Here is a 24,107-nt window from a genome sequence, read left to right on the forward strand (position 1 = left end):
GATGCTAGCAGTTTTGCTTGAATTACGAATCAATCGCTTGATTGAGCGTAAAATCATCCCTGCGCCCTTCATGCTATAATCGGTAGTAGTTTTGCAGCCCAACGGTGTAGTGAGGAATTACGGCGATGAATCAGCTTGGTCGGCTTAAACGGGTTCCGATTCACGATGCTTGGCGACAAGCAGCCAGCCATTTTACCCATTGGCTCACTCAAGCAGAAAATATCGCCCAATTAAACACCGCCACCAACCTCGAATTGCGTTTTGAGGCGCTCAACAAAGGCACTGGCAATTTGCGCCAAAGCCTTGTCTGCTACGATCAACGCACCGAAACCAAAGTCTTGATCGAAAATCAATTAGCTGGCAGCGATCACGCTCATCTTGGCCAATTGCTCACCACCGCCAGCAGCGTTAAAGCGACGATTTTGATTTGGATTGCTGAGCATTTTACGCCTGAGCATCGGGCCACCATCGAATGGCTCAATCAACAAACTCTGCCGCATCTCTTGTTTTTTGCAATTGAACTGGAATTATGGCAAATTGATGATTCACCGTTTGCCCCGCATTTCAAGCTGATTTGTAAGCCCGCAGATTGGGAATTGGCGATTACTAACGAGCCAAGTTTGCCAGCCGCTCCGCCAACAGCAAATCCCAGCAAAAACATTTATTTAGGCTATTGGATGCGCTTTAATGCGATGTTGCGCGAGCGTAATAGCCACCTTGGAGCCAAAAAACCGCATTCTGAGCCAAGCACCAGCTTTGCCTTAGGCCGAGCCGATTGCAGCTTGCAAGCGAGCTTAAATGCCCGCGATAATTGGCTTGGGGTAGCGGTGATGTTGAGTGGAATTTCAGCCAAATTGCGTTTTCGCTGGCTGCGCCAACAACGAGTAGCGATTGAGCAACAATTAGGCGTTGGCCTCGAATGGCGCGAAAATCCCTTAACTAAGGAATATCAAATTTGGCTGGTTCGGCGCAACGCCAACCTCCACGATCATCAGCATTGGGCCGACCATCACGTTTGGATGATCGACACCCTTGAGCGTTTTTACCGCGTGTTTACGCCGTTGCTCAAGCAATTGTATATTCGCAACGAGCCAGAACAGAATTAAGATCCCCTCACCCCAAACCCGCTCCCGTGGCGCGGGCGAGGGGCTTTAATCCATAGTTCGTACACAATTCGGCGGTAAAAATAGGTGCTCGCCCGCGTCCAGTGGAAAAGGTGCTTAATCTGATGGTTTTCGCATGATTGCCAAATGCTCCCCCTCGCCCGCGTTCAGTGGGCGAGGGGGCTGGGGGGTGAGGGAACAGCCTTTAACGTCTGCGGGTTTGCAAATACTCAGTGGCGCGGCTGAAGGCTTGGGCCAAGGTTGCTGCCGTATCAATCACCGCCAGATCCAAGTGCAAATTAACCAAGGTTTCGGCCATATCAGGCCGAATCCCAGCCAAAATCACCCGTGCGCCGAGCAATTGGGCCGCATGCGAGGCATTGATCAAGGCGCGGGCAACCGCTGCATCGACTACTGGCACGCCCGTAATATCCATAATCACAACTTTGGCTTGTTGCTGCTCAATCGCTTTGAGCAAGGTTGCATTAATATCACCAGCTCGATTGGCGCTAAATTCACCAACCAACGGCATGACCAAAATTTGTTTGGTAATTGGGATGGTCGGCATGCTCAAGCGACGGACGGTTTCGAGTAGGCGTTCTTGCTCCACATTTTGGGCCTGCACCTCGGCCAAGGCATGGTGTAACTCGCCAGTTCGCGTCACGACCAAGCCTTCTAGCTCCTCGTTCATCTTCGCAAGCTTGGTTTGCGAGGCGTTCAAGCCCACCACCATCGTATTGAAGGCATCGCCAAGGCTGGCCAATTCATCGCGAGTTTTGAGGTGCACAGGCGTGTAGGCCTTGGGATCGTTGGTAAAGCGCGTGACGCTAGCATACAGTTCTTGAACTGGTAAGGCCAGCCGCCGCCCAACATACCAGCCAATCCCCGCCACGAGTGGCAAGGCAATCCCAATTACGATGGAGAGGCTGAGCGCCAATGTTCGCACATTACTATAGATTACGTCAAGTGGACGTTCGACGATCAACAGCCAATCGGTGGGATCAAGCGCGGTGCGCACGCCCAATACTTCTTCGCCAAATGGGCTAGTGTAGGTTTCAATGGTATTGCCATTTGTCAGCAACGGCAAGTTAGCTAAATCTTGATGTTCGATCAGCGATTGGGTATTGGCCGCGCTGAGAAGCTGGCCTTGTTGATTAACCACCAACACCCGCATCTGAGCCGCCGATTCGATCCGCGAAGTCGTTTCCCAAATCCGATCCATGCTAATATCGGCAACCAGAATTAATTCGCCATTGGCACGGCCCAACACAGGCAAGGCCATGCGAAAACGTGGCACTTCGCTTGGCGCAAGCGGCAAAGAAACTGCCTGCAATGGCTCGGGATTTTGAATGGCAACTTGGCGATTTTGCAGCATTTGCAATAATGGCGAGCCAGCCAAACTTTCGGGCATCTGCACGCCGCGCAAACGGGCGGCCACTGCAATCCGTTCGCCAGTAACCCGATATACGCCAACTTCGGAGAAGCTTGAGCCAAACAGCACTTGCGAACCTAATTGCAAATCGCTCAGCTGGCTGGGATTGCCATTATTGCCAATTGTATTGCTGGCGTTGCGCAATTCATCCATACTATTGAGGATAAAGCGCCGATAATCTTCAGCTGCAAGGTTGGTCAGCGCAATTTGCTGATTTTGGGCAGAATTCTGTTGCGCACGATAACTAATCGTCAAGGCAATTGCCCAGACCGCTAATAACGGCAACAGCGCCGCAAGCAAAACTATTAATGTAACTCGTTGGCGAACCCGTGCCCGCATATCAATGATCCTATCTTTGCTGAAACGTTGCTTTGCGACGTTGAATCAAATGTAATGCCTCAAGCATTCTGCTTAGCGCAGCTGGCTTGGGTCAAGTTTATCGAGAAAAATAAAATCTCCACGCTCAATTTGCACAAACAAGACAGTTTTGTTAACTTCGCGCTCTGGCGTAAAGGCAATCACCCCCGTTACGCCTTCAAAGGTTTGGGTTGCGGCCAAGCTATCGCGAATTGTGCTCGAACTGCTATTTGGGCTACGCTTGAAGGCATCGATCAATAAGTTGGTCGCATCGTAGGTCGACGAAGCCACCACATCAGGGTCGATATTGTAGGCGTTGCGAAATTCACGAATAAAATTTTGCACAATTGCCCGTGGATCATTGCGTGAAAAATCGGTTGCCAAGATCACACCTTCAACATCGCTGCCGCCGAGTTTGACCAACGAAGGCGAATCTAAGCCATCGGAGCCAATAATTGGCAAGGTAATACCTGCTTGGCGCACTTGTTTAATAATATCAGCACTTTGCGCATAATAGCCAATCAATATCAAGGCATCTGCTGGTTTGGCCTTGATCGTAGCAATCTGGCTACTAAAATCGCTCGTATCGCTGGTATATTCACTGGTGCTAACAATTGTTGATTGATTGGCGATTGCGGTTTTGGTAAAGGCTTCGGTAACGCTGCGCCCATAATCATTATTAATATTCAAGACATGGAAATTACGATAGTTCAGTTTGGTTGTCGCATACTGAGCAAGCGCTTTCCCTTGCACCGTCGTTATATAAATGACCCGAAAAATCATCGAGCCAGTTTTGGTAACGTCGGGATGGGTTGCATACGCCGCGAGCATTGGAATGCCGGCCTGCTGAAAGATGGGGGCTGCTGCGCGGGTTGTGCTGCTGTAGGAGCCGCCAATCACCGCCCGCACCTTATCCTCGGTTACCAGCTTTTGGGCCACCGTAATCGCTTGATTTGGCTCAAGTTGATCGTCGTAGGCAACCAATTCAAAGGTTTTGCCAGGCACGCTTTGGTTGGCGTTCGCTTGATCAATCGCCAGCTTAGCCGCATGCATTGCATTATTCCCATCGCTCGCACTCGCACCAGTTAATGGGCCGAAAAAGCCAATTTTAATCGTCTCTGATTGGGGCTGAGAAGAACTTCCACAGGCACTAACCAAGGCCAAGCCGATGAAGACAAGCATTCCCAAGCTGGCTCGTTTGAGCATGGTCAATCCTCCTGTATGGGATAGCACATGGCTTAGTAGGCTACTAACGATGAGCGATTTCGCTTAAATCACGCTGCCGCATGGCTAGTCTAGCACACAAGCACCCGCATGAGCAGTTGAGATTTAGAGGGAATTTTTAGCTGATCGCCAACCCTCTAGGCTATGCGCATGCTAGGAGTATTGGCTTATTGCCCAACTGAATCCAAGCATTCTCTCATCAGCAAGCGCAAATTACGTGGTAGCATGAGACCGGATTCATCAACTGATGGAGAACATCATGCAACAACTCAAATGGGGTTTGCTCGGAACGGGCTGGATCGCTGAACAATTTGCCAATGCTTTGGCCGATTTGCCCGGTGCTCAACGCTGGAGCGTGCTTTCGCGCAATCAAACCTCGGCTGAAACCTTCGCCCAAACCCATCAATTTGCCCATGCCCATAGCGATATTGAAACATTTTTGGCTGATCCAGCGCTTGATGTGGTGGTGATTGGCTCGCCGCATCCACGCCATGCAGAACAAGCCATCGCTTGTTTGAATGCTGGCAAACATGTGTTATGCGAAAAACCAATGGGTATCAACAGCCAACAAGTTGAGGCAATGATTGCTGCGGCCAAAGCCAACCAGCGCTTTTTGATGGAAGCAATGTGGATGTGGTTTCATCCGAGCACCATTAAAGCCAAAGCATTGATTGAAGAGGGCGCAATTGGCACGCCACATCTGTTTCATGCCGATTTCAGCGTCCACTTCCCATTTGATCCGACGCATCGCATGTATGACCCTGCGCTTGGCGGCGGAGCCTTGCTTGATATTGGGATTTATCCCTTGGCCTTGGCCTTGTATCTGTTTAGTGCACCAAGCAGCGTCTATGGCCAAGCCCAAATCGGCCAAACTGGGGTTGATGAGCAAGAAAGCATCATTTTGCAATATGCTGATGGCCGCCATGCCAATTGTGTCGCGAGCGTGCGCGCTGCGGGGCCATGCGAAGCCACGATCACCGGCAGCAACGGCTATATTCGCTTTCAACGCAATTTTTGGCACTCGCAACAATTGCTGGTCGCAAGCAACGGCCAAACTGAAACTCTCGATTTGCCCTTCATTGGCAATGGCTATGTCACCGAAGTTGCCCATGTGGCCGAATGTATTCAAGCAGGCTTGATCGAAAGCCCAATCGTCACTTGGGAAGCCTCACGCAGCCTGATCAACACGATGGATCAATTGCGCCAAAGCTGGGGTATTCAGTATCCCGATGAGCGGTAATTAAGCACTTGGGGAGCAGAAACCCGCGCCTGTTGAAAAGGCGCGGGTTTGCTGTGAGGGCAATTAATTATTGGTGATAGCCATTGGCTTGGTCGGCAGCATCACGCAGTTTTTGCACAAACTGTTGCGCGCCAGCCGCCTGTTGGTCGTTTGGCAAACTACCAATATAATCGAGCAAGGCGCTGGCACAAATCGCGCCTTCGGCCATGGTGGCAACTGAGGCAACATGTTCAGGCTTGGAAATTCCAAAACCCACCGCGCGCGGCAATTGGCTGTGTTGGCGTACTCGCGCCAAGAAATCGCCCAAATCGTCGGCCAAGGCCGCGCGTGCGCCAGTTACTCCGCGCAAGGCCACACAATAGATAAAGCCCGATGACAAGCCAGCAACTTTGGCAATCCGCGCATCGGTTGAGGTTGGAGCCAAGAGAAACACCAAATCAAGCTCATGGGCTTTGGTGGCCGCATGAAACTCTTGGGCTTCTTCTGGTGGCAAATCGGGCACGATAAAGCCATCGGCTCCTGCTGCTTTGGCCGCTGCCACAAATCGCTCAACGCCATATTGAAACATGGGGTTGAAATAGCCCATCAGCAAGAGCGGAATGCTCAGCCCAGCAGCCCGCAACTGGCGCACGGTTTCCAAGCAAAATTCAAGATCAACGCCATTGGCCAGCGCAATATCGGTCGTGCGTTGAATCGTCGCGCCATCGGCCAAGGGGTCGGAAAATGGCATGCCGAGTTCCAGCATATCCGCGCCGCCAGCCACCAAGGCTTGGGCTAAACTCAGGGCAGAATCGCGCTCAGGGTAGCCAATCGTCAAAAACGGCATCAGGGCTGTCCGACCCTGGCTGGCCAAGCGTTCAAAGGTTTGGGCAATTCGGCTCATAGCATCCTCAACTACAGCAGCCACTACTCACGAAACTGGCTGTCATTCCATTCGGCAAAGAGTTCTTGCAAACGCAAGCGCTGATATTTGCCCGTTGCGGTCACCGGAATTTCGTTGCCAAATACCACAACTTTGGGGCATTTCGCAAAGGGCATGTGGGCACGACAATGGGCTAAAATTGCGGCGGCATCAAGTTGCGCACCTTCTTCGGGCACAATATAAGCGCCAACTTCCTCACCATACCAATTATTTGGGAAGGCAATTGCCAAGGCTGTGCGCACACCAGGCACTGCCAGCAGCACTTCCTCAATTTCAAACGGGCTATATTTAACTCCACCACGATTAATTAGCTCTTTCAGGCGGCCTGTGATAAACAAAAATTGGCGGCCTTGGGCATCCCATTGATAAAAACCTTCATCGCCAGAACGAAACCAGCCATATTTAAAGGCTTCTGCATTCGCATCAGGTCGGTTGAAATAGCTCATCATCACGTTATGGCCACGAATCACAATCTCGCCGCGCTCGCCCTCGGACAAGGCATGGCCTTGCGGATCGTGGATCGCCATTTCATTTGGCCAGATTGCCACCCCAATGCTGGGATAGCCAAAATCTTCCATCCAATGGCGATATTCTGCATCGCTCAAGTTGGTTGGCAAGAAACATGAATAACAGGTGGTTTCGGAAAGCCCATAGCCATGCAAAACGCGCACGCCGAATTGGTCGTAAAAGCGTTTGGCCAAGGCAACAGGCAACGTACCAGCGCCACAAATCAAATAGCGCAAATGGCTACGCTCAAATTGGCTATGCTCTGGCTTGGCTTCGCACAAATATTGCAAAATCGTTGGCACAACCGAGACAATCTGCACCCGCTCGTTGGCGATGCGCTGCCAAAATGTGCCCGCACTAAACGCCCGATTGAGCACCACCGAGGCTTGGGCCAACAACGGCGTAACCAAAGTCACCACAATCCCGTTAACATGATGAATTGGCAAAATTGCCATCAAACGGCTATCAGCATTGATACCATGCCAGCGCATAATGCCGGTGCAATCGGCCAGCAAATTATAGTGGCTCAGTTGCACGCCTTTGGGCGCGCCAGTTGTGCCCGATGTATAGACCAACAAGGCCTCATCAGCGAGGCTTGGGGCTTGGCTTGGCTCAAACGTCGCTGCTTGGGCTGCCAAGGCTTGCTCAAAATCAGCATCCAACGCCACAACATGAGCAACACCTGCTGCATGGCTGCTAATCGTTGTCGCTCGTTCGAGATATTCGGGCCGCGCCAGCACCACGCGCACCGCCGCATTGCTCAAAATAAAGCCAATCCGCTGGTCATCTTCGCCGACATTTTGCGGCGCAATCGTCGCCCCAATCAGCCAACATGCTGCATAAATTGCCACTGTATCAGGGTGATTATAGGCCAAGGTGGCAACCCGCTCGCCGTGGCACACGCCATACACTGTCGTTAGCAAATTCGCAATTCGTGCCGCGCGCGCGAACAAATCGGCATAACTCCAACGAATTTCTTCGCCTGCATGATCGTTGAAATAGGCCAAAAACTCGCGTTCAGCATCGCTGGCAGCGCGAGCCTGCAACAGCTCTGCCAGCGAATGCCATGGCGTTTGAATCGTCGAGGCAGGAATTCCCGTGTAGGTATGGGCAGCATTCAACAACTGCATTGTCGTTGGATCAAGCTCAGGGTGCGTCATTGCACAAATACTCCTTAACTGAGAGCACACAGCGAACAGCCTCACCATTATATACGATGCTTGTGGTCGAGAATTAAGTTAATATAGTGTGTCACAATTCATACAATCCAAGGAAGCGAGTGATGACAGAGCAACAACCAATGGCCGCTGCGCCAATCAAATATCGCGACGATGGCGAGGTCGATTGGGCCAATATGTGGGAAAGCTTTTGTGGTTTGGCACTTGAAGGCGGGCCGCCGCATCGCAGCGATGATGCAGCTATTCCAATGCAGATTAATGCTAATTCGCAGCATCCCAACTATATGCAGGTCTATGCAGAGCTATGTCGCGGCATTTACGAGGTCAGCGGCCTAAGTGCCCATATGAGCGAAGCCGCCGAATGGTTGGCGATTGAATGCCCGATTGTTGGCCAAGCCCAATGGCTGGCTGGTGCAATTAATCAAGAGCATGTGGCAGCCCAAGCCAATGGTCAACAACTCTGGGTGCCAATTCATCAAGATTTTAGCCTCAAAAGCGAAATTAAAAGCGTGATTACGGTTGTGGCCAAAACCACCCACTACTGGACAGAGCATCTGCCACAGTCGGTTAAACAGAGTTTTGCCATCCAAGCCCAATTCAGCAACGTCGGCCAAAAGCTCAAACGCCTATTTAGCCGAAATAAATTAGTTTAATTAAGGAAAGGCACTCAATCCCCATTGCGTCTTTATGGCATCGAAAGAGTTAAGTTCGTTCGTCAGGAGGATTTCAATGGGGATTAACGATCAGGCTGAAGATACGATCAATCATCCAAATTCACGGCGCTCGTTTTTACGCAATAGTGGTTTGGCAGCGTTAGCAACCGCTGGCGCAATCAGCGCGTTCGATCAGGCTGCTGCCAGCACCAAGCCCGCAATCGACGACAATCAGCTTGCTGCTGGCGGCGAAATTCCTGCTAGCGCCCAATATGCGCGCCGCGCTTTTCGCTCATTGACCTTGCTTACAATGAGCGCAGTCAGCAGTGACCAAACATTTGCCAAAAAAGTCTATGATTTTGCGCTTGCCGACCTTGACAAGAATGTGACTGGTTTATCCAATGCCAGTGATTCGGTCAACAGCCTGAGCTACACACCCAACCCCGACGACGATTACGAACCACGCCCGTGGTGGTGGCCACGCCCGTGGTGGCGGCTCAAAGACCAACTGTTTACGCCAATTGATCGGATTCCTGCTGGTGGGTTGATTGTCTTAGATTTGCATCGGAGCTTGGATGCATTCAACATTGCCTTCCAATATGGCGATCAAGCTTTGCAAGCAGAGAATCTGCGCATGGCTCGCAGCGAAATTCGCAGCCATTTTGTGGCACTGAAACGGGCAAATAGCTTTGCAGCATGGGAGCCAGGCGACGATCTCTGCCCGCCATGGTGGCCGTTCCCATGGCCACCAAAACGCCAAGTAGGCATTCCAACGCCACAACCATTGCTTGAACTCGGCAATCTTGCCAAAGGCTTAATCAATTATGGGCTTGGCAAAAGCATGAGCAATACCACGCTTGGCCTTGCTCGCAGCAAAGCAATTATTCTCCAAGTTATGGGTAGTGCCCGCAAAATGACCAGTTATAGTGGCAATTTAGTTGGTTGGGTAGATGGCGATGACATTTGCCCTCGCTGGCCATTCCCATGGCCTGGCCCATGGTCACTTGGGCAATTGCTTGATCAATACAACCCTAAACCACAACCAGATCCATGGCAGCCAGTTGCCAGCGAAGTGCTGCGTGCCAGCACCATCTTTGCAGTAGCCAGCAGCCTCGGTGATCGGGGAATTGCCCAAGGCTTACGCGACGCAGCAATTGGGCACATTCAGGCGCAAGTTGGCAAATTAACCTAATTGATAAATTGAAGCAGTGCAGCCGAGCTACGCAACCCGTTTGCTCGGCTGCAAACGATTAAGTGGCCAAATCTCTAGCTCATCTAGCTCGCGCAGCAAGCGTTGAGTTGGCACAAACCGCCCAACTGCTTGAATCGAAGCTGGTTGGTCGGGCAATTGATGTTTAACCTCGTGAGCTGGCAAATACTGGCTGTGTTGGTTGAACCATGGCCGCAGCTGCGCCACAGGCAACACATAAACCTTGCTGGTCGCAACCACATAGCTATACCAATATTCAGCCGCCGTGATTTGCAAACGGCTGGCAGGGTCGGGGTCTGCTTGCCAGGTTGGAATAAACAACTGCTGATCGTTGCCATATTCATCGTAGTAGAAGGCAATCCGAATATTACGCTTGGAGCATGGAGGAATGCGCACTTTCCAAACAATATTGACGGCTAATTGCTGATAGAGCGGCACATGGGCAACATCATTCACTTCTAAAGTATCGCTAAAACTGCGCAAATGCTTCATGAGCAGACGCTTAACTTCACGGCTTTGTTGGTCGCGCAGCGAGGGTATTTGCAGAATTGTTGCCATTAGAATGCCTCATTTCGTAGTTGCTTCAGTCACCCATTTTGACTATACCAGAACAAATTTTCTATGTCAAGCACACATGTCAAGTTGAGGCGGTTTAGATAGATTAAATTAGTTGTTTCGGTATATTGCTCACTTACATTCTTTCCACAGAACAAATATTAGGGGGTGCAGGGGGATGAAAACCCCCTGCGTTTCCCTCCAGCGGAGGGACGGAAGGGTGGCGAATCAATATCTGATCCTAAAACTTCTATTGCTAACAATGAACTAAATTACTAAAAAAGGCCAGTCGCTTAGCGCAACTGGCCTAAATCTAGCGATAAATCCTAAAAGCTTAGAGGCTAACCTTGCCATGATCGCCAACATCTGGGCGTTCGCCAGTCACCAGCGCTGTCAAAAAGCCCTTGACTTGGACAAAGGTGCTATTTGGCGTATCCCAATATTCAACGACGCTTGGCTCGACCTTAATCAGGATAATGTTCGGGTCGTTTTCATCTTTAAACCAAGCTTTGGCAAATGGAGTCCATAACTCTTTGATTTTGGCCCGATCATCGACCAATTGGGCTTTGCCACTGACTGAGACATAGCGCGAGTCATCAACATTCACAAAGGCTACGTTCACTTGTTTATCGTTGTTTAATTCATCGATCTTGCCACTATCGCGGCTGGTCATAAACCACAAATCGCCATCAAATTCTTTTTCTTGCACGACCATTGGGCGGCTGTGCAATGAATCATTTTGGGCAACCGTGGTTAACATAGCAATTTTAAAGCCTTTAAGTTGCTCGGCAACTTTGGCGATATTTTGTTGAACTGGGGTTTGCTCTGCCATTGAAGTATCCTCCAAACTAGAATTTCTACTAGCTCATCAAGGCAAGAGCTATGCCAAGAGCCACGATAAATCCGTGGTATGATCAGATTGTAATTTCAGCATATCTTCACTTAGGAGGCTTCTGTGGAATATCGACGGCTAGGCAAAGCAGGCATGCGGGTTAGCGCCGTATCGTTGGGTGCATGGTTAACCTACGGCGGGAGTGTCGAAAGCGATATGGCCGCCCAATGTTTGCGGGCAGCAATCGACAATGGCATTAACTTTATCGATGTTGCCGATGCATATGCCTACGGCGAAGCTGAAAGAGTCGTTGGTGCAGTTATTCGCGATTACAAACGCTCGGATTTGGTGCTTTCTTCCAAGCTTTTTTGGCCCATGAGTAGCAACGTCAACGATCAAGGGCTTAGTCGCAAGCACATTATGGAATCAATCGATAAAAGCTTACGCCATTTTGGCACCGATTATTTGGATATTTATTTCTGCCATCGCTTCGACCCCAACACGCCACTTGAAGAAACTGTGCGCGCAATGAGCGATTTGGTTCAAGCTGGCAAGGTGCTGTATTGGGGCACAAGCGTTTGGGAAGCCGATCAAATTGAGCAAGCGGTCAGCATCGCTAAACAATATAATGGCTACTTGCCCCAAGTTGAGCAGCCCCGCTACAATATGCTCGATCGCCATATTGAGCCAGCAATCATCCCAACCTGCGAGCAACACGGCCTTGGCTTAACCGTTTGGAGTCCGCTTGCCCAAGGGTTATTAACAGGCAAATATAATGCTGGCGTGCCCGAGGGCAGCCGTGGCGCAACCACCAAATGGCTTGATCGCGAACTCAACGATAGCAATTTGCAAAAAATTCGCCAATTGACCGCAATTGCCGAAGAGCTTGAGCTGACCACCAGCCAATTGGCCTTGGCGTGGGTCTTGCGCTTGCCGCAAATTAGCTCGGTGATTACCGGCGCAACCAAGCCCGAGCATGTGCTCGATAATATCAAGGCTGGCGAAGTGCAATTAAGCGCCGATGTTCAAGCCCAAATCGAAGCAATTCTGGCCTAAAATACACCGTGCGCCACCAACAGTTTTGTTGGTGGCGCACCAGCAAATACGCTTATTGCATCGTCCAAGTACCGCTGCCGCCAGTAACCGAGGCTGCCACGGCCAAAGCTGCCCCCGTAAAGTTGCCAAGGTAGTCGTTGCCGCGCCAGAATTGAATCGTTACCGCGCCGCCAACCCCAGAAACAACCGTCACTTGGAAGCTGCAATCGCCAACTAATTGGTTGATAGGAACCCCAATATAGCCGCCAGCACTGGTACCACCACCAAGCCCAATGCCCCACATCGTGCCATAGAAGCGAATTTTTTGGTTATTATCAAAGGTCAAAATACATTCGCATGTACCATAAATGAAAGCAGTGGCAAATGTAGAAGTCCCAGTTGCGGTCGAGGTTGAAGCTGCGGTTAATTGATTTGGTGCATTTTTATCAGCATCAGGAAACGCTTGCTTGAGTGATTCAACCGTAGCATCGTATTGGGCTTTTGCAATTGAAGCATAATCAATTTGTTGTTCAGTCGCCATTATTCATTCCTTTACTACACAAATTCTACAGTCCATTGAATCGATTCATACTTAAAACGTTCAAGCGCAGCAAATCCTGAATTATTTCAAAGGCTTAGATAAAAATTGAATTACTAGCGCCAATCATAAAGCAATACAGGCATAGCAATGAGTATATGCCTAAAACAAAAAACCAGCCATGATCAGCTGATCATGGCTGGCAAGCGAAGATTAAGCGTTATTGGAGTTTGCCACGAAAACCAATTGGGCCTTCGCCAGCATAAACCATTGTGCCATTCAGGGTTTGGCCGCCATCTTGTGAATTAACATCAAGATTAATCGGATTTTGGTTATCACGCCCACCGATCACCCACGTGCCACCTGGATGCCATGGGGCATCATCGCCACCCCATTGATTTTCAACAGCATAGTTGTTGGTACTGGTACGATTTGCGCGGAAGCCAATTGGGCCTTCGTTATTGTAGGTCATGGTTCCAGTAAATGTTTGGCCATTATCAGCCGAGGAAATATTGATTGCCACAACATTCTGGTTATCACGTGCGCCCAACACCCATGTGCCACCTGGATGCCAGGGTGCATCATCGCCGCCCCATTGATTTTCAACCCAATATGCGCTCATTCGGTTGGCCTCCTAAACTAAACCGTTGTACCAAGAGAACCCAGCTCGCACCACCACAAACCATCGTAGGCAAAAGAGAAGCTGTGATCAAGGGTTATTTGGTTGATTGCTGGCTCTGCATGTTAAACGCTGCTCAGTAAACAATCCTGAATAGTTTTAAACCTAAATTTTGATCAATTGCTCACGCTAAAAACCAAAGAAATCCCGTAACCGTGAGTGGCAGCCCAAGCGCCAGCAGTAGATTGATGCTCAATCGGAGCACTCGCCCTTCAGCAACCCGCCATTCAACGAAGATACTGCGCAGGATAATCCCAAGACTATTGCCAAAAAAGATCCAATAGCCCAATTCTACATTCTTAATCAGGAAGCCGAAGATTGCGATGCCATAAATAACGCAGAGCAAACCCAAACCCCAATGATGCAGCTTTTTTGCTGGCTGATAGAATAGCCCTAATCCCCGCCAACTAGCCATGGCCCCAATAATTGGCCAAAAACACACAATCAGCCAAAGAATTGCTCCACAGATTATCAACAATCCTGAACCAAACGATAAAAACGGTGCTCCAACCGTTAAAAAGAAGGCTCCAGCCAGCCATATCAGAATCACGAACCCAAAAACAACCAAATATGAACTAAAACGCTGCAACCACATAAACCTAAACCTCGCTATGCAATCGGTTGAATGAACCAAAGCTTAGCCGCAGCGCGTTACACTGCCGTTACAACGTTGAAGAGTTTTAGCGCCTATTTGATCCAATTAAGCCTTAAGCCACTAATTTAAAACAAAATGACAACTGCTCTGCTTTTTGGCTGGGTCGTACCAACAGACCCGATCGACGTAACGTGAATAAAGAAATAGAATGGAATGCGTTCTATAGTATCCTAAGCGATAACTTGTTTCCTTAGGTTGATACACCCACTCCGTAGATGCATAATCATCGACATCAATATAGCGCCAGCCATATGGTTGCTTGCATTGCTCCCTAAATGCTAGCGAATCCAATTCAATGTCAAGTTCCAAGGATTGGGGATAATTGCCGTGTTGAGCATAATATTGGAAAAGTTTCTCAGCAGTTTGATCAAGTGCAGCCTGAAATTTACAATCTTGATCCTTGATCCTAGGATATTCAATCAGTGTTTTAGCGCTGATTGGCAGCACAAGCGCAAGCAGCAGATTAATCGTTAATCGGCGAGCGCGCACTTCGGCAACCCGCCACTCAATACAAACCGCTTCGCAAAAGAACACCAAGCCCATTACCTAAAAAGATCCAATCGCCAGATAACCACGGGTCATCAATTATTAACAAGAGGATACCTACACCATAAATAAGGCACAGCAAGCCTAAACCCCAATAATGCGGCTTTTTTTCTGATCGATGGAACAACCCCATACTCTGCCAACTAATCACAGCCCCAGCAATTGGCCACCCATAGAAAAGCAACAAAATAGCTGCAAAAGCGACGAATGGCAGCATTGTAACAATCACCAACAACATTGCACCCATAGGAATCAGAATAATAATGATCCCAATGATGATTACCAAGCCAAAAAAGCGCCCAAGCCACATAAACCAAAACCTCGCTATGCAATCGGTTGAATGAACCAGAGCTTAGCCGCAGCACGTTACAGCGTTGTTACAACGGCAGATGGGCTTTTACAGCGCGTGAATTTAACCATATACACAAATATCACAATTTAATTAAATATTTTTAATGTATAATAGATAGGTATCCACTTCTACCTCTAGGAGGTTTGGCATGCCCGGAAAACGTTCATCGTTGGTGATCGTTGCAGCCTTGGTGGTTGCATTGCTGAGTAGCTTTGCTGCCGCCACCCTCGTCACTCCTACCGCCGCTTCGTCCGATGGCTTTTGGCAAGATGTGCAAGAAAGTCGGCTGGTGCAAAAAGGCGCACGCCAAATTGTACCAACCATCTATCGCACTGTCGGTCTCGATTTGGATGGCTTAAGCCAATATCTGGCCAAAGCGCCATTAGAGCAAGACCAAGCAGTAGCAAACTCGTTGTATACGCTGCAATTGCCCATGCCCGATGGCAAATTTGAGCAATTCCGCGTCGTCGAATCGCCAGTTATGCAGCCTGAACTTGCGGCGAAGTTTCCCGAAATTCGCACCTACCTGATCGTTGGGGTGGATACACCGAATCGTAGCGGACGCTTGGATGTGACTCCAGCAGGCTTTCATGGCTTAATCTTGGGCGATCAAGGCCGGATTTTCATCGATCCCTATAGCGCTGGCGATACCAAAAACTACATTGTGTACGATAGCCGGAATTTTGTGCCAAGCAGCGAGAAACTGGCTGAACGCCAAGTTGAAGATTATGTCATCGATCTGCCCTTGAGCAGCGATGGCTTGGCTGCACCAAAAGCTGTTGGCGATAAATTGCGCACCTATCGCTTGGCTATGGCCGCAACTGGCGAATATACCGCCTTCCATGGTGGCACGGTCAGCGGCGCGTTGGCAGCAATTACCACCAGCGTCAACCGCGTTAATGCCGTTTATGAGCGCGAAGTTGCCGTACGCATGGTATTGGTTGCTAACAACAGCAGCATCATTTACACCAATGCCAGCACCGATCCTTACACCAATAATAATGGTGGAACGATGCTCGGCCAAAACCAAACCAATATCAAAAATGTGATTGGCAACACCAATTATGATATTGGCCACGTGTTCAGCACTGGCGGCGGCGGGGTTGCCTCGTTAGGCTCGGTCTGTTCAACCAACTACAAAGCTCAAGGTGTGACTGGCTCATCGGCTCCGGTTGGCGATCCATTTGATATTGATTATGTTGCCCACGAAATTGGCCACCAATTTGGCGGCAACCACACCTTCAACGGCACAACTGGCAGCTGTGGTGGTGGCAATCGGGCCAGCAGCGCCGCCTACGAACCAGGCAGCGGCTCGACAATTATGGCCTATGCTGGCATTTGTGGCGCTGAAAACCTCCAATCCAACAGCGATCCCTACTTCCATTCGAAGAGCTTGAACGAAATTACGACCTTTATTACTACAGGCGGCGGTTCAAGCTGTGGCACGGCAACCAACACTGGCAACACGGCTCCGGTCGCCAATGCTGGCGCAGATTACACGATTCCGCGCAGCACGCCATTTGAATTAACTGGCACTGGCAGCGATGCCAACGGCGATAGCCTGACCTACAACTGGGAACAATATAATTTGGGCACGGCTGCGCCACCAAATACCGACAACGGCAGCCGCCCTATCTTCCGTAGCTTCAACCCAAGCAGCAATCCAAAGCGCTCGTTCCCTAAATTGAGCGATATTCTGAACAACGTCAGCACGATTGGCGAATCGTTGCCAACCACCAATCGCACCTTGGCATTCCGATTGATTGTGCGTGATAATCGGGCTGGCGGCGGTAGCTATGCAATTGATACTGCCAACGTGACGGTTAATAGCGCAGCTGGGCCTTTCACGGTAACCGCGCCCAACACAGCAGTTACTTGGACGCGTAACAGCAGCCGCACGATTACCTGGAATGTGGCCAACACCACTGCTGCTCCTGTTAGCTGCGCCAATGTCGAGATTTTATTCTCCAGCAATGGCGGCAGCAGCTTTACGAGCTTGCTTGCTTCGACCCCAAATGATGGCAGCCAAGCAGTAACAATGCCAAATACGACAACGACTCAAGCGCGGATCAAAGTGCGCTGCGCCAACAATGTGTTCTTTGATCTTTCAAACGTCAACTTTACTCTGAACTAAGCACACAGCTGTACTAGTTCATCACGTTAACCAGCATGTCCCTTTTACACCCTTCCGTCCTGCCAGCGGGAAACGCAGGGGGCTTTAATCCCCCTAACCCCCCTCAAGGGCTATGCGTCCACCACGGATCCATTGATGAACCTGCGGATGCGTGGTGGACAGCGAAAACCGATCCTCGATGGGGGTGGATTGCGGCAATACGCTGGTTGCCAACCCAATGAACCAATACACATAGCAGCTAAAACGCAACAAACACAAGGCCACTAGGATTATTCCTAGTGGCCTGTTCGCATCTGAATCAAAACGGTTTATTGTGGGATGGGCATGGTTGGGGTAACGGTTGGCGTTGGATCAGGATTGATCACGGTTGGTTCAGGATCTTTGCCATATGGGTCGATAATCATCATGCCCAACTTTCCATTCAGATACTCGTTGGTATCTGGGTTATAGCCGATGATCACCGTTGTCGCACTGGTGCGAAACTTGACCATGGTTTGGCTTGAATTGGCATAGGTCGTGTCGCCATGAATTTTTGCATAGTCATAATAGGGGTCTGTTTGGCTGGTTGGGCAATTCAGCGCCGAGCTAGAGCATTGGCCAACCACCAGCCGATTATCATCAATCAGGCGAAAGCGGCGCACGGTATTCGATTCCAGGGCATCGGTGGTATGGCGATATTGCCATTGCAAATTGCCGTATAAGCCATTTACGTCAACACTCATTCGTGCATCAGGGTGATATAAGAGTGGCTGATTGCCATTCGTGCTAAATTGAGCTTGAGCATATGTCCAGAAATCAGGATAGTTCTGCTGCAAGGTGTTTGGCAAATCGAGATCACACGAAAGGTAGCCATTGCCTTGAAAGCGCGCATAATCTGCTGGGCTGAAATCGACAACGCCATTGACGGTACAAGCAATGGTCGTCATTGAGACAATTGGTGGGTCTTGGCTTGGAATTTGCGGCGTACCAAGCTCAACCAAACAACCATTCGCCGTCTCAAAATCCCAAACTGCCATCCACGTGTTTGGCGTTGAAAGATCGACACCCGCTAAACCGCAACCTGCAGGTGGAGGTGGCGTATTAGCCTTAACCTGCGTGGGTTGATTAAGCATAAATGAACCCAATAGGCTGATTAGAACTGTTAACACTACGATAAGTCGCATCTGGAGCCTCCCTAATCACAAACGAATCACTTGGCTTTCAGTATAGTGGGCTTTATGGCTCAAAAAGTCTCATGTTGCAGCGAAAAAGTCTCACATGAGGCTCAGCGAGCCAACCATCGGCTGCTTTCGATTAACGAGGAGTGTGGAATGACGCATATTCTTAATCCAATCTTACGCACTGTACTCAACCAGTTTGATCAGCCTGCTGAGATTGGCACAATCCAACCGTTGGCAACCCCAGCCTTACTTGGGCATTGGTATGGTCTGTATGGAGCATATCCGAATGAGCGGCAACGGGGCCAAATTATTCAATTGGTGGTTGCCTATGCCTTGCTTGGCGAAACCCAAGTGCGGCCCGATCAAACTCACGATTTAGCTGAGATCGTGCAACAATTGCGCGCTGGCAATCGTGACCAGCGCTTAGTCTATTGGCGCTTTTTGCACGAACACAAACTGCCGGTGCATGTGTTAATCGATGAGCTTGGCTTGGCCAAAGCAACCTTCCATCGCGATATGAAAGATCGTTTGCCCTTGATTTTGGATCAGGCTGCTGATTGTTTGTTGAGCATTTTGCAGCCAGCGCTCCAATTGGAACGGCCACCAGTGCCAGCTCAATTGTATGGCCGCGCTGAATGGCTGGCCGAAGCCCATGCAATGCTCAAGCATGAACAGCATGTTTGTATCATTGGGCCAACGGGCGTTGGCAAAAGTGCTTGTGCTGCAATGCTCGCCAATACATGGCAAGGGCCAGTATTTTGGCTGACGCTCCTGCCCGATTTGAATGATCAGGTTGAAAGCTGTTTGCCCTTGATCGGCGCATTCTTACAGCATCATGGGGCCTATAATTTGGCTCAACATTTGGCAATTGAGGGCGGCAAACTCAATAGCAATGTGGCGTTGGGCTTAATTCGGCGCGATTGTGCCAGCCTAGCAACTCCAGCATTGTTTTGTCTTGATCAAAGCGAGGTTATGCTCAAGCAGCCGCAAGCCCACCATAGCGCCTTGCACTCATTTTGGCGTGCTTTAGCCGCAATTCCCAATGTGCATGTGCTGATTATTGGCAATCGCGTGTTTAGCGACGATCTACCAGTGCTCAGCCTAGATCCGTTGGAAAGTAGCGCGTTTCGGGCATGGTTTGATGCAACCACAACCATTCAACCAGATTATCCATGGGAGCAATTCCTGGCGCTGATTGCTGGCAACACCCATCTAATGCGGATTGTGATGGTGTTGATTCAGCAGGAACGAAGTTTGGCGGCAATTTGCGCCATGCTTGAAGCGCATCCAGGCGTTAGCTCCTTGATCGAACGGATTATCACCATGCTTGGGCCAAGTGCGCAACAATTATTAACCATTTTGGCCAGTTTTCAGCAACCGGTTCCACGCAGTTTATGGCCAAGCAGCGATCTCCAACAACTTGAACAGTATCAATTGCTGCAAGCAGGCTACCGCGATACGTTGGAGCTGTGGCCGTTGCTGCGCAAACACTATTGGCAACAGCTAAATAGCGAACAACGCCAACCATTGCATGAACATGCAGCCCAGGTGCATGCCTTGCTTGGTCAATGGACGCTCGCTGCCGAACATGCGATTGCCGCAGGCGATTATAGCCAGGCAATTGTTTGGTGGTTTCCCCAACGCCATAGCGAAATTCGGGCTGGCTATTTTGGCCGGATGCTGCGCATGCTGCAATTAATTCCACTTGATCAAGTACCAGCCCGCGAGGCCCAAACTTTGGCAATTGGTCAAGCAGAGTTGGCACGCTTTATTGGCAGCTACGATCAAGCCCGAGCTGGCTTAGCCGCCGTTTCGCACACGGGCAGCGATTCGCTGCGTGCCTATATTCACCAACTCGAAGGTGATTTGTGGGAAGCCCAAGGTCAAATTGAGCAAGCAATGCAGAGCTACGAGCGGGCAATTACGATTTTGGATACCAACCACTATCATCAAGAAGCAATTTTATATGTCAAGCGTGGTTTGATGCACCTCAACCATGAGCGCGATTTCGAAGCTGCGCACCAAGCAGCGGCCAAAACCCATTTCATTGCTGCCTTGTTGAGTGGCGAAATTGCCGACGAGGAAGGCAACTACGATCGAGCCTTGGAGGGCTATCAAACTGCGCTTGAACATGCCTGTACGCTCAACGATCAGGCGCTGCAAGCGCGCGCCCATGCGAGTTTAGCGATTGTGCATGCACGCAATGAACGCACCGAAGCCATTGAGCATTTCAATTTTGCCATTCGTTATTATCAATCAATTGGCAACAATGTGCGTGCTGCGCGCAACCAAAGCAATTTGGCCTATTTTTTAGGCGAGATCAACCAACCCCACGAGTCAATCACGATCGCCCAAGAGGCCTATAGCTTCTTCAAGCAGATTAATTCGCGCTTTTGGATTTCGCTGAATACGATGACCTTGGCCAATGCCCATGTGGCGCTCAATCAGTGTGATGATGCTGAGCGCTATGCCCAAGAAGTGCTGCATTATGAAGAAACGGCGCACGTGCCCTTTGGGGTGTATATTCTAGGTCGGGTTGCCAACCTCAAACAAGAATTCGCCATGGCTGAACGCTATTTACATCAATCAGTCCAACTTAGCCAAGCGATTCAGGATCGCTTTATGGAAGCCAAAGTTTGGCGCGAGCTGACCAAACTTTTTTATACAACCCAACGCTATCCTGACGCACAGCATGCACTTACCCAAGCAAGCGCTTTGTATCAACAATTGGGCTTAAACAAAGAGCTGGATCGAATTCAACACTTGGCACAACGCTACAATGGACAACTGATGGTCAACTAGTGCTTCAAGCATAGAACGCCGCAAGGATGGGTCGATTGCGGCGTTCTGTCGTCGCCAACTGCTGCTCGCTTGACAGCAACCAAAGCCACGCTGATAATCGTAGCTGAGAAGCAGTTGGCACGACTCCATGATACAAAATCCAAAACCCATAAAGATTGATCGCAACGTTGGTGCATTGTTGCTCTTTGGAGTGGCATTGCTGCTGTATAGCATAACCCTGCTGCCAGGCCTCGGTGGCGGCGATACTGCCGAATTTCAACGGGTTGGCCCAAGCCTTGAGATTGCGCATAGCACTGGCTATCCACTGTATAGTATGGTGACATGGTTGTGGAGCAAAGTCCTGCCATTTGGCAGCGTTGCTTGGCGGGTTAATCTCTTTTCGGCTTTTGCTGCTGCCCTGAGTTTAACGATCGTTGGCCAAATTGCGCTTAAACTTGGGCTAGCTCAACGCTGGGCTTGGGCTTGTGCAGCCATTTTAGGGCTATCGGCAACCTTTTGGCAGCAAGCAACTCATGCCGAAATTTATGCCTTTGCAGTGTTATTGCAGCTTGGCACAATCTGGCTGATTCTGGCTTGGCGACAGCAGCAGGTTGGCTTTTGGTGGCTTGGGTTCGCCGCAGGCTTGATGCTTGGGCATCATCGCAGCAGCCTCTTTTTGCTGCCATGGATGCTGATCGCCGCTTGTTGGCAACGACGACCAACGGTACGTCAAATGCTGCTGGCAATCGCAGCGGGATTAATCAGTTTTGTACCCTATTTGTATATTGTTTGGCGTGCACCTGCTTGGCAAAATGGTTGGGCGGTGTTGGCTGAGTATCTGCTTGGCAGTGCTGGTGGCGCGTGGTTTGACCCACAACGAGCAGCCAACCAAGCATGGCAGCGGTTCGTTGCAGTGCAAGTTGGGCTTTTTGGCCCGCAATTAACTTGGCTCGGCTTTGGCTTGGCGTGTTATGGCTTCTGGCAGTGTTGGCGACAGCAACGGCCAATTGCCATCATGCTTGCTGGTAGTTATTGCAGCATTCTGGGCTTTTGCTTAGCCTATTTCGTCGACGATTTGGCGGTTTTTGGGCTTGGCGCGTATGTTGTACAAGCCTTGCTGATTGGCTTTGGATTGGCGTATCTGCCGTGGCCACGCTGGAGTTTAGTCGGAGCTTTGGCTATGAGCGGATGGCTGGCATGGCAAAACTTGGCCCAAATTCAAGCCAGCAATACCGCCCAAATCGAACAAATTGCCCGCCAGCGCTTGGCCGAGCCAATTGCCGCCCACAGCCTCGTGATTGGCGATGGCTGGAGCATCGAAAGTTTGCGCTATCTGCAAGCGGTTGAGCAGCAACGCCCCGACCTCGAATTTAGTTTTCAGGCCGATCAGCAACGTATTCGCGATCAATTGGCCCAAGGCCGCCAAGTCTATGCGTTGCAAGCGATACCCGAGTTGGCTTTGCAGCATCGTAAACTTGGCGATTGGTGGCAGATTGAAAACAAACCACTGCAATTTAGCCAACAGCTCAACATTGGTTGGCACAATGGAATTCAATTAACTGGGCTGGAATTACCCAGCCATGCCCAAAACCAACTGCTGGTTGCCCTGCGCTGGCAAACCAAGCAACCCTTGCCAAGTTTGATTCGCTTTATCCATGTGCTCGATCAAGCTGGCAATTTGGTAGCCCAAACTGATAGCCCAACCAACCCTGCGAGTCAATATTGGCCACTTGATCAAGCCCAATCCGACCTACTAGCGATTGATTTGGCAGCGTCACTGCCAGCAGGTCGCTATAAAGTTATTGTTGGTTGGTATGATCTCAGTGGCCAGCGCATGCTACTTGATGCAGCGAACGATACCTATGAACTAGGCCAGATTACTATTGATTAAGCTTTACAAAAGGCATAAATACTGTATACGTTGCCGCAGCCGGAACGCTCCAAGCACGTGAACCTTCAGTATTGCCGTTAATATCAACTGCCCGCACAATAATGGTTGTTTGGTCAGCAACCGCGATCGGCTGGGTATAGCGGGTCCAGGTTGTTTGGCTGGGCAAGCGATATTCTAAGCCACGCACGCCACGATCGTCGGTCGCGCTGAGGGTTGCCAACCATGCGCCTTGGGTTTGGCTAAATGTGACGTTTGAGACGGGCGCTGCTTGATCAGTAAAATCAAACGAAGCTTGGGCAAGGTTGCTGGCCAATGTCCGTTGTCCAGCAATCGACGGGTGATAAAAATCGGCGGTAACTAAGGTTGGCGAAATTGCTGAATTGAACAACAGATTCTGATCAAAGCGACAGCGTAAATAGCCGCTACAGACCTCGCTTAATTGGCTATTGAAATCGATAATTCGTTGACGGACACGCTGGCGACGCTCCATATCAGCGGGCGCAGTTGATTCGGGGTTGGCAAACATTGCCTGACAAACTCCAAATTGGTTCCAAATCCCGCGCGCAGCTGGGTTATCTTTGAAGGTTTGCCAGACCTTAAACACATCGGGAATGCTGGCAATGAAGATGCGGGCTTCTGGTTCATTGGTCGTTAATTGATTTAATCCGCTGACCAGTTGCGCCCGATAATCGGCCACGCTGGTCATATCACTTTCTTCATCAAAACAAACATCGTTCGCCCCCATTAAAATCGTGGCATATTGGGCATCAGCAGGATTAGCAGCATTAACTTGGCCAACCAAGGCGTTGATCGTTGCGCCAGAAGCAGCAGCATTGGTCGCTGTTAAATTGCCAGTCGCGGTGCGAATCCGCTCGGCCAAACTGTTCACTTCAGGGCTTGTGCCAGTTGCCCAACTATACTGCGGCTGATCGGCAATATTATTTGGGTTGCCATCTGCCAGAAACGCGCGCGTAATTGAATCGCCAAAGGCCACCATCCGTTGCGGATAGCCAACAACCGCCGGATCAATCGTATCGCCCTGCGGTTGGGCTTGAAGAGAACCACTCAGCGCCACGATGCCAACCAATACACCCACCATTGTTCGTCGCATGCTTGTTCCTCG

At 50.1% G+C, this 24,107-nt stretch carries 20 protein-coding genes and 1 pseudogene; 8 read left to right on the top strand and 13 right to left on the bottom strand.

Going from position 1 to position 24,107, the window contains the following annotated elements:
• Window positions 1-125: 125 nt before the first annotated feature.
• Entirely contained in the window at window positions 126-1,106 is a 981-nt protein-coding gene (locus JOD20_RS10285) for a DUF4268 domain-containing protein (protein WP_204755186.1), read from the top strand.
• A gap of 202 nt (window positions 1,107-1,308) precedes the next feature.
• On the opposite strand, the gene JOD20_RS10290 is transcribed toward JOD20_RS10285, so the two are convergent.
• Window positions 1,309-2,874 carry an STAS domain-containing protein gene (locus JOD20_RS10290; protein ID WP_204755187.1) on the bottom strand — a complete coding sequence of 522 codons (1,566 nt, stop codon included), beginning with the start codon at window positions 2,872-2,874 and terminating at the stop codon, window positions 1,309-1,311.
• A 72-nt stretch (window positions 2,875-2,946) separates the two neighbouring features.
• On the bottom strand, window positions 2,947-4,098 hold the full coding sequence (locus JOD20_RS10295) for an ABC transporter substrate-binding protein (protein WP_204755188.1): 1,152 nt from the start codon (window positions 4,096-4,098) through the stop codon (window positions 2,947-2,949).
• Window positions 4,099-4,375: 277 nt separating this feature from the next.
• On the opposite strand from JOD20_RS10295, the gene JOD20_RS10300 reads away from it, so the two are divergent.
• Window positions 4,376-5,356, top strand: coding sequence for a Gfo/Idh/MocA family protein (locus JOD20_RS10300; protein ID WP_204755189.1), 981 nt, complete (start codon window positions 4,376-4,378; stop codon window positions 5,354-5,356).
• 67 nt (window positions 5,357-5,423) lie between these two features.
• Here JOD20_RS10300 and trpA read toward each other — a convergent pair whose 3' ends face one another.
• Both trpA and JOD20_RS10310 read right to left on the bottom strand, forming a co-directional pair.
• A complete protein-coding gene (trpA, locus tag JOD20_RS10305; protein ID WP_204755190.1) occupies window positions 5,424-6,239 on the bottom strand; it encodes a tryptophan synthase subunit alpha in 816 nt (271 codons plus the stop codon).
• A 23-nt stretch (window positions 6,240-6,262) separates the two neighbouring features.
• Window positions 6,263-7,945, bottom strand: coding sequence for a class I adenylate-forming enzyme family protein (locus JOD20_RS10310; protein ID WP_204755191.1), 1,683 nt, complete (start codon window positions 7,943-7,945; stop codon window positions 6,263-6,265).
• 122 nt (window positions 7,946-8,067) lie between these two features.
• Between JOD20_RS10310 and JOD20_RS10315 the strand changes: the two genes are divergently transcribed.
• Together JOD20_RS10315 and JOD20_RS10320 are read left to right on the top strand one after the other, a co-directional pair.
• Window positions 8,068-8,616, top strand: coding sequence for a hypothetical protein (locus JOD20_RS10315; protein ID WP_204755192.1), 549 nt, complete (start codon window positions 8,068-8,070; stop codon window positions 8,614-8,616).
• Window positions 8,617-8,692: 76 nt separating this feature from the next.
• A complete protein-coding gene (locus JOD20_RS10320; protein ID WP_204755193.1) occupies window positions 8,693-9,808 on the top strand; it encodes a hypothetical protein in 1,116 nt (371 codons plus the stop codon).
• 27 nt (window positions 9,809-9,835) lie between these two features.
• Here the strand turns inward: JOD20_RS10320 and JOD20_RS10325 are convergent, their stop codons facing one another.
• Both JOD20_RS10325 and JOD20_RS10330 read right to left on the bottom strand, forming a co-directional pair.
• Window positions 9,836-10,384 carry a hypothetical protein gene (locus JOD20_RS10325; protein ID WP_204755194.1) on the bottom strand — a complete coding sequence of 183 codons (549 nt, stop codon included), beginning with the start codon at window positions 10,382-10,384 and terminating at the stop codon, window positions 9,836-9,838.
• Between the two features lie 331 nt (window positions 10,385-10,715).
• Complete coding sequence (locus JOD20_RS10330; RefSeq protein ID WP_204755195.1) at window positions 10,716-11,213, bottom strand: pyridoxamine 5'-phosphate oxidase family protein; 498 nt, start codon at window positions 11,211-11,213, stop codon at window positions 10,716-10,718.
• 123 nt (window positions 11,214-11,336) lie between these two features.
• Between JOD20_RS10330 and JOD20_RS10335 the strand changes: the two genes are divergently transcribed.
• Window positions 11,337-12,269 (top strand): aldo/keto reductase, encoded by a 933-nt coding sequence (locus tag JOD20_RS10335; RefSeq protein ID WP_204755196.1) that lies wholly within the window; start codon window positions 11,337-11,339, stop codon window positions 12,267-12,269.
• A 52-nt stretch (window positions 12,270-12,321) separates the two neighbouring features.
• Here the strand turns inward: JOD20_RS10335 and JOD20_RS10340 are convergent, their stop codons facing one another.
• From JOD20_RS10340 to JOD20_RS10360, 5 genes and pseudogenes are all read right to left on the bottom strand, one after another.
• Window positions 12,322-12,789, bottom strand: coding sequence for a hypothetical protein (locus JOD20_RS10340; protein WP_204755197.1), 468 nt, complete (start codon window positions 12,787-12,789; stop codon window positions 12,322-12,324).
• Window positions 12,790-13,006: 217 nt separating this feature from the next.
• Window positions 13,007-13,399 (bottom strand): annotated as a pseudogene (locus tag JOD20_RS10345) (lectin OAA family protein); the annotation flags it as partial.
• A gap of 190 nt (window positions 13,400-13,589) precedes the next feature.
• Entirely contained in the window at window positions 13,590-14,060 is a 471-nt protein-coding gene (locus JOD20_RS10350) for a hypothetical protein (protein WP_204755199.1), read from the bottom strand.
• 120 nt (window positions 14,061-14,180) lie between these two features.
• Window positions 14,181-14,663, bottom strand: a complete 483-nt coding sequence (locus JOD20_RS10355; RefSeq protein WP_204755200.1) for a hypothetical protein — start codon at window positions 14,661-14,663, stop codon at window positions 14,181-14,183.
• On the bottom strand, window positions 14,626-14,976 hold the full coding sequence (locus JOD20_RS10360; protein ID WP_204755201.1) for a hypothetical protein: 351 nt from the start codon (window positions 14,974-14,976) through the stop codon (window positions 14,626-14,628). The genes JOD20_RS10355 and JOD20_RS10360 overlap by 38 nt, the downstream gene beginning before the upstream one ends.
• A 190-nt stretch (window positions 14,977-15,166) precedes the next feature.
• Between JOD20_RS10360 and JOD20_RS10365 the strand changes: the two genes are divergently transcribed.
• The gene (locus JOD20_RS10365; RefSeq protein WP_204755202.1) at window positions 15,167-17,152 is read left to right on the top strand and encodes a reprolysin-like metallopeptidase; all 1,986 of its coding nucleotides are present in this window, start codon (window positions 15,167-15,169) and stop codon (window positions 17,150-17,152) included.
• Between the two features lie 308 nt (window positions 17,153-17,460).
• On the opposite strand, the gene JOD20_RS10370 is transcribed toward JOD20_RS10365, so the two are convergent.
• A complete protein-coding gene (locus JOD20_RS10370) occupies window positions 17,461-18,315 on the bottom strand; it encodes a hypothetical protein (protein WP_204755203.1) in 855 nt (284 codons plus the stop codon).
• A 147-nt stretch (window positions 18,316-18,462) separates the two neighbouring features.
• Here JOD20_RS10370 and JOD20_RS10375 point away from each other — a divergent pair, with 147 nt between their 5' ends.
• Window positions 18,463-21,114 (top strand): tetratricopeptide repeat protein, encoded by a 2,652-nt coding sequence (locus tag JOD20_RS10375; protein ID WP_204755204.1) that lies wholly within the window; start codon window positions 18,463-18,465, stop codon window positions 21,112-21,114.
• A gap of 178 nt (window positions 21,115-21,292) precedes the next feature.
• On the top strand, window positions 21,293-22,984 hold the full coding sequence (locus JOD20_RS10380; protein WP_204755205.1) for a protein O-mannosyl-transferase family: 1,692 nt from the start codon (window positions 21,293-21,295) through the stop codon (window positions 22,982-22,984).
• On the opposite strand, the gene JOD20_RS10385 is transcribed toward JOD20_RS10380, so the two are convergent.
• Complete coding sequence (locus JOD20_RS10385; protein WP_204755206.1) at window positions 22,974-24,095, bottom strand: SGNH/GDSL hydrolase family protein; 1,122 nt, start codon at window positions 24,093-24,095, stop codon at window positions 22,974-22,976. The genes JOD20_RS10380 and JOD20_RS10385 overlap by 11 nt on opposite strands.
• Window positions 24,096-24,107: the final 12 nt, after the last annotated feature.

Origin of the sequence: Herpetosiphon giganteus, from assembly GCF_016907925.1 — a bacterium.
In the GTDB taxonomy this organism is placed as follows: Bacteria; Chloroflexota; Chloroflexia; order Chloroflexales; family Herpetosiphonaceae; genus Herpetosiphon; species Herpetosiphon giganteus.

Excerpts from the sequence above, each read along its gene's own strand:
- JOD20_RS10320 (WP_204755193.1), top strand. The coding sequence starts at position 8,693 with ATGGGGATTAACGATCAGGCTGAAGATACGATCAATCATCCAAATTCA.
- JOD20_RS10385 (WP_204755206.1), bottom strand. The coding sequence starts at position 24,095 with ATGCGACGAACAATGGTGGGTGTATTGGTTGGCATCGTGGCGCTGAGT.
- JOD20_RS10365 (WP_204755202.1), top strand. The coding sequence starts at position 15,167 with ATGCCCGGAAAACGTTCATCGTTGGTGATCGTTGCAGCCTTGGTGGTT.
- JOD20_RS10300 (WP_204755189.1), top strand. The coding sequence starts at position 4,376 with ATGCAACAACTCAAATGGGGTTTGCTCGGAACGGGCTGGATCGCTGAA.
- JOD20_RS10315 (WP_204755192.1), top strand. The coding sequence starts at position 8,068 with ATGACAGAGCAACAACCAATGGCCGCTGCGCCAATCAAATATCGCGAC.
- JOD20_RS10295 (WP_204755188.1), bottom strand. The coding sequence starts at position 4,098 with ATGCTCAAACGAGCCAGCTTGGGAATGCTTGTCTTCATCGGCTTGGCC.
- JOD20_RS10310 (WP_204755191.1), bottom strand. The coding sequence starts at position 7,945 with ATGACGCACCCTGAGCTTGATCCAACGACAATGCAGTTGTTGAATGCT.
- JOD20_RS10290 (WP_204755187.1), bottom strand. The coding sequence starts at position 2,874 with ATGCGGGCACGGGTTCGCCAACGAGTTACATTAATAGTTTTGCTTGCG.
- JOD20_RS10375 (WP_204755204.1), top strand. The coding sequence starts at position 18,463 with ATGACGCATATTCTTAATCCAATCTTACGCACTGTACTCAACCAGTTT.
- JOD20_RS10355 (WP_204755200.1), bottom strand. The coding sequence starts at position 14,663 with ATGGGCTTGGTGTTCTTTTGCGAAGCGGTTTGTATTGAGTGGCGGGTT.
- JOD20_RS10325 (WP_204755194.1), bottom strand. The coding sequence starts at position 10,384 with ATGGCAACAATTCTGCAAATACCCTCGCTGCGCGACCAACAAAGCCGT.
- JOD20_RS10285 (WP_204755186.1), top strand. The coding sequence starts at position 126 with ATGAATCAGCTTGGTCGGCTTAAACGGGTTCCGATTCACGATGCTTGG.
- JOD20_RS10340 (WP_204755197.1), bottom strand. The coding sequence starts at position 12,789 with ATGGCGACTGAACAACAAATTGATTATGCTTCAATTGCAAAAGCCCAA.
- trpA (WP_204755190.1), bottom strand. The coding sequence starts at position 6,239 with ATGAGCCGAATTGCCCAAACCTTTGAACGCTTGGCCAGCCAGGGTCGG.
- JOD20_RS10330 (WP_204755195.1), bottom strand. The coding sequence starts at position 11,213 with ATGGCAGAGCAAACCCCAGTTCAACAAAATATCGCCAAAGTTGCCGAG.
- JOD20_RS10370 (WP_204755203.1), bottom strand. The coding sequence starts at position 18,315 with ATGCGACTTATCGTAGTGTTAACAGTTCTAATCAGCCTATTGGGTTCA.
- JOD20_RS10360 (WP_204755201.1), bottom strand. The coding sequence starts at position 14,976 with ATGTGGCTTGGGCGCTTTTTTGGCTTGGTAATCATCATTGGGATCATT.
- JOD20_RS10350 (WP_204755199.1), bottom strand. The coding sequence starts at position 14,060 with ATGTGGTTGCAGCGTTTTAGTTCATATTTGGTTGTTTTTGGGTTCGTG.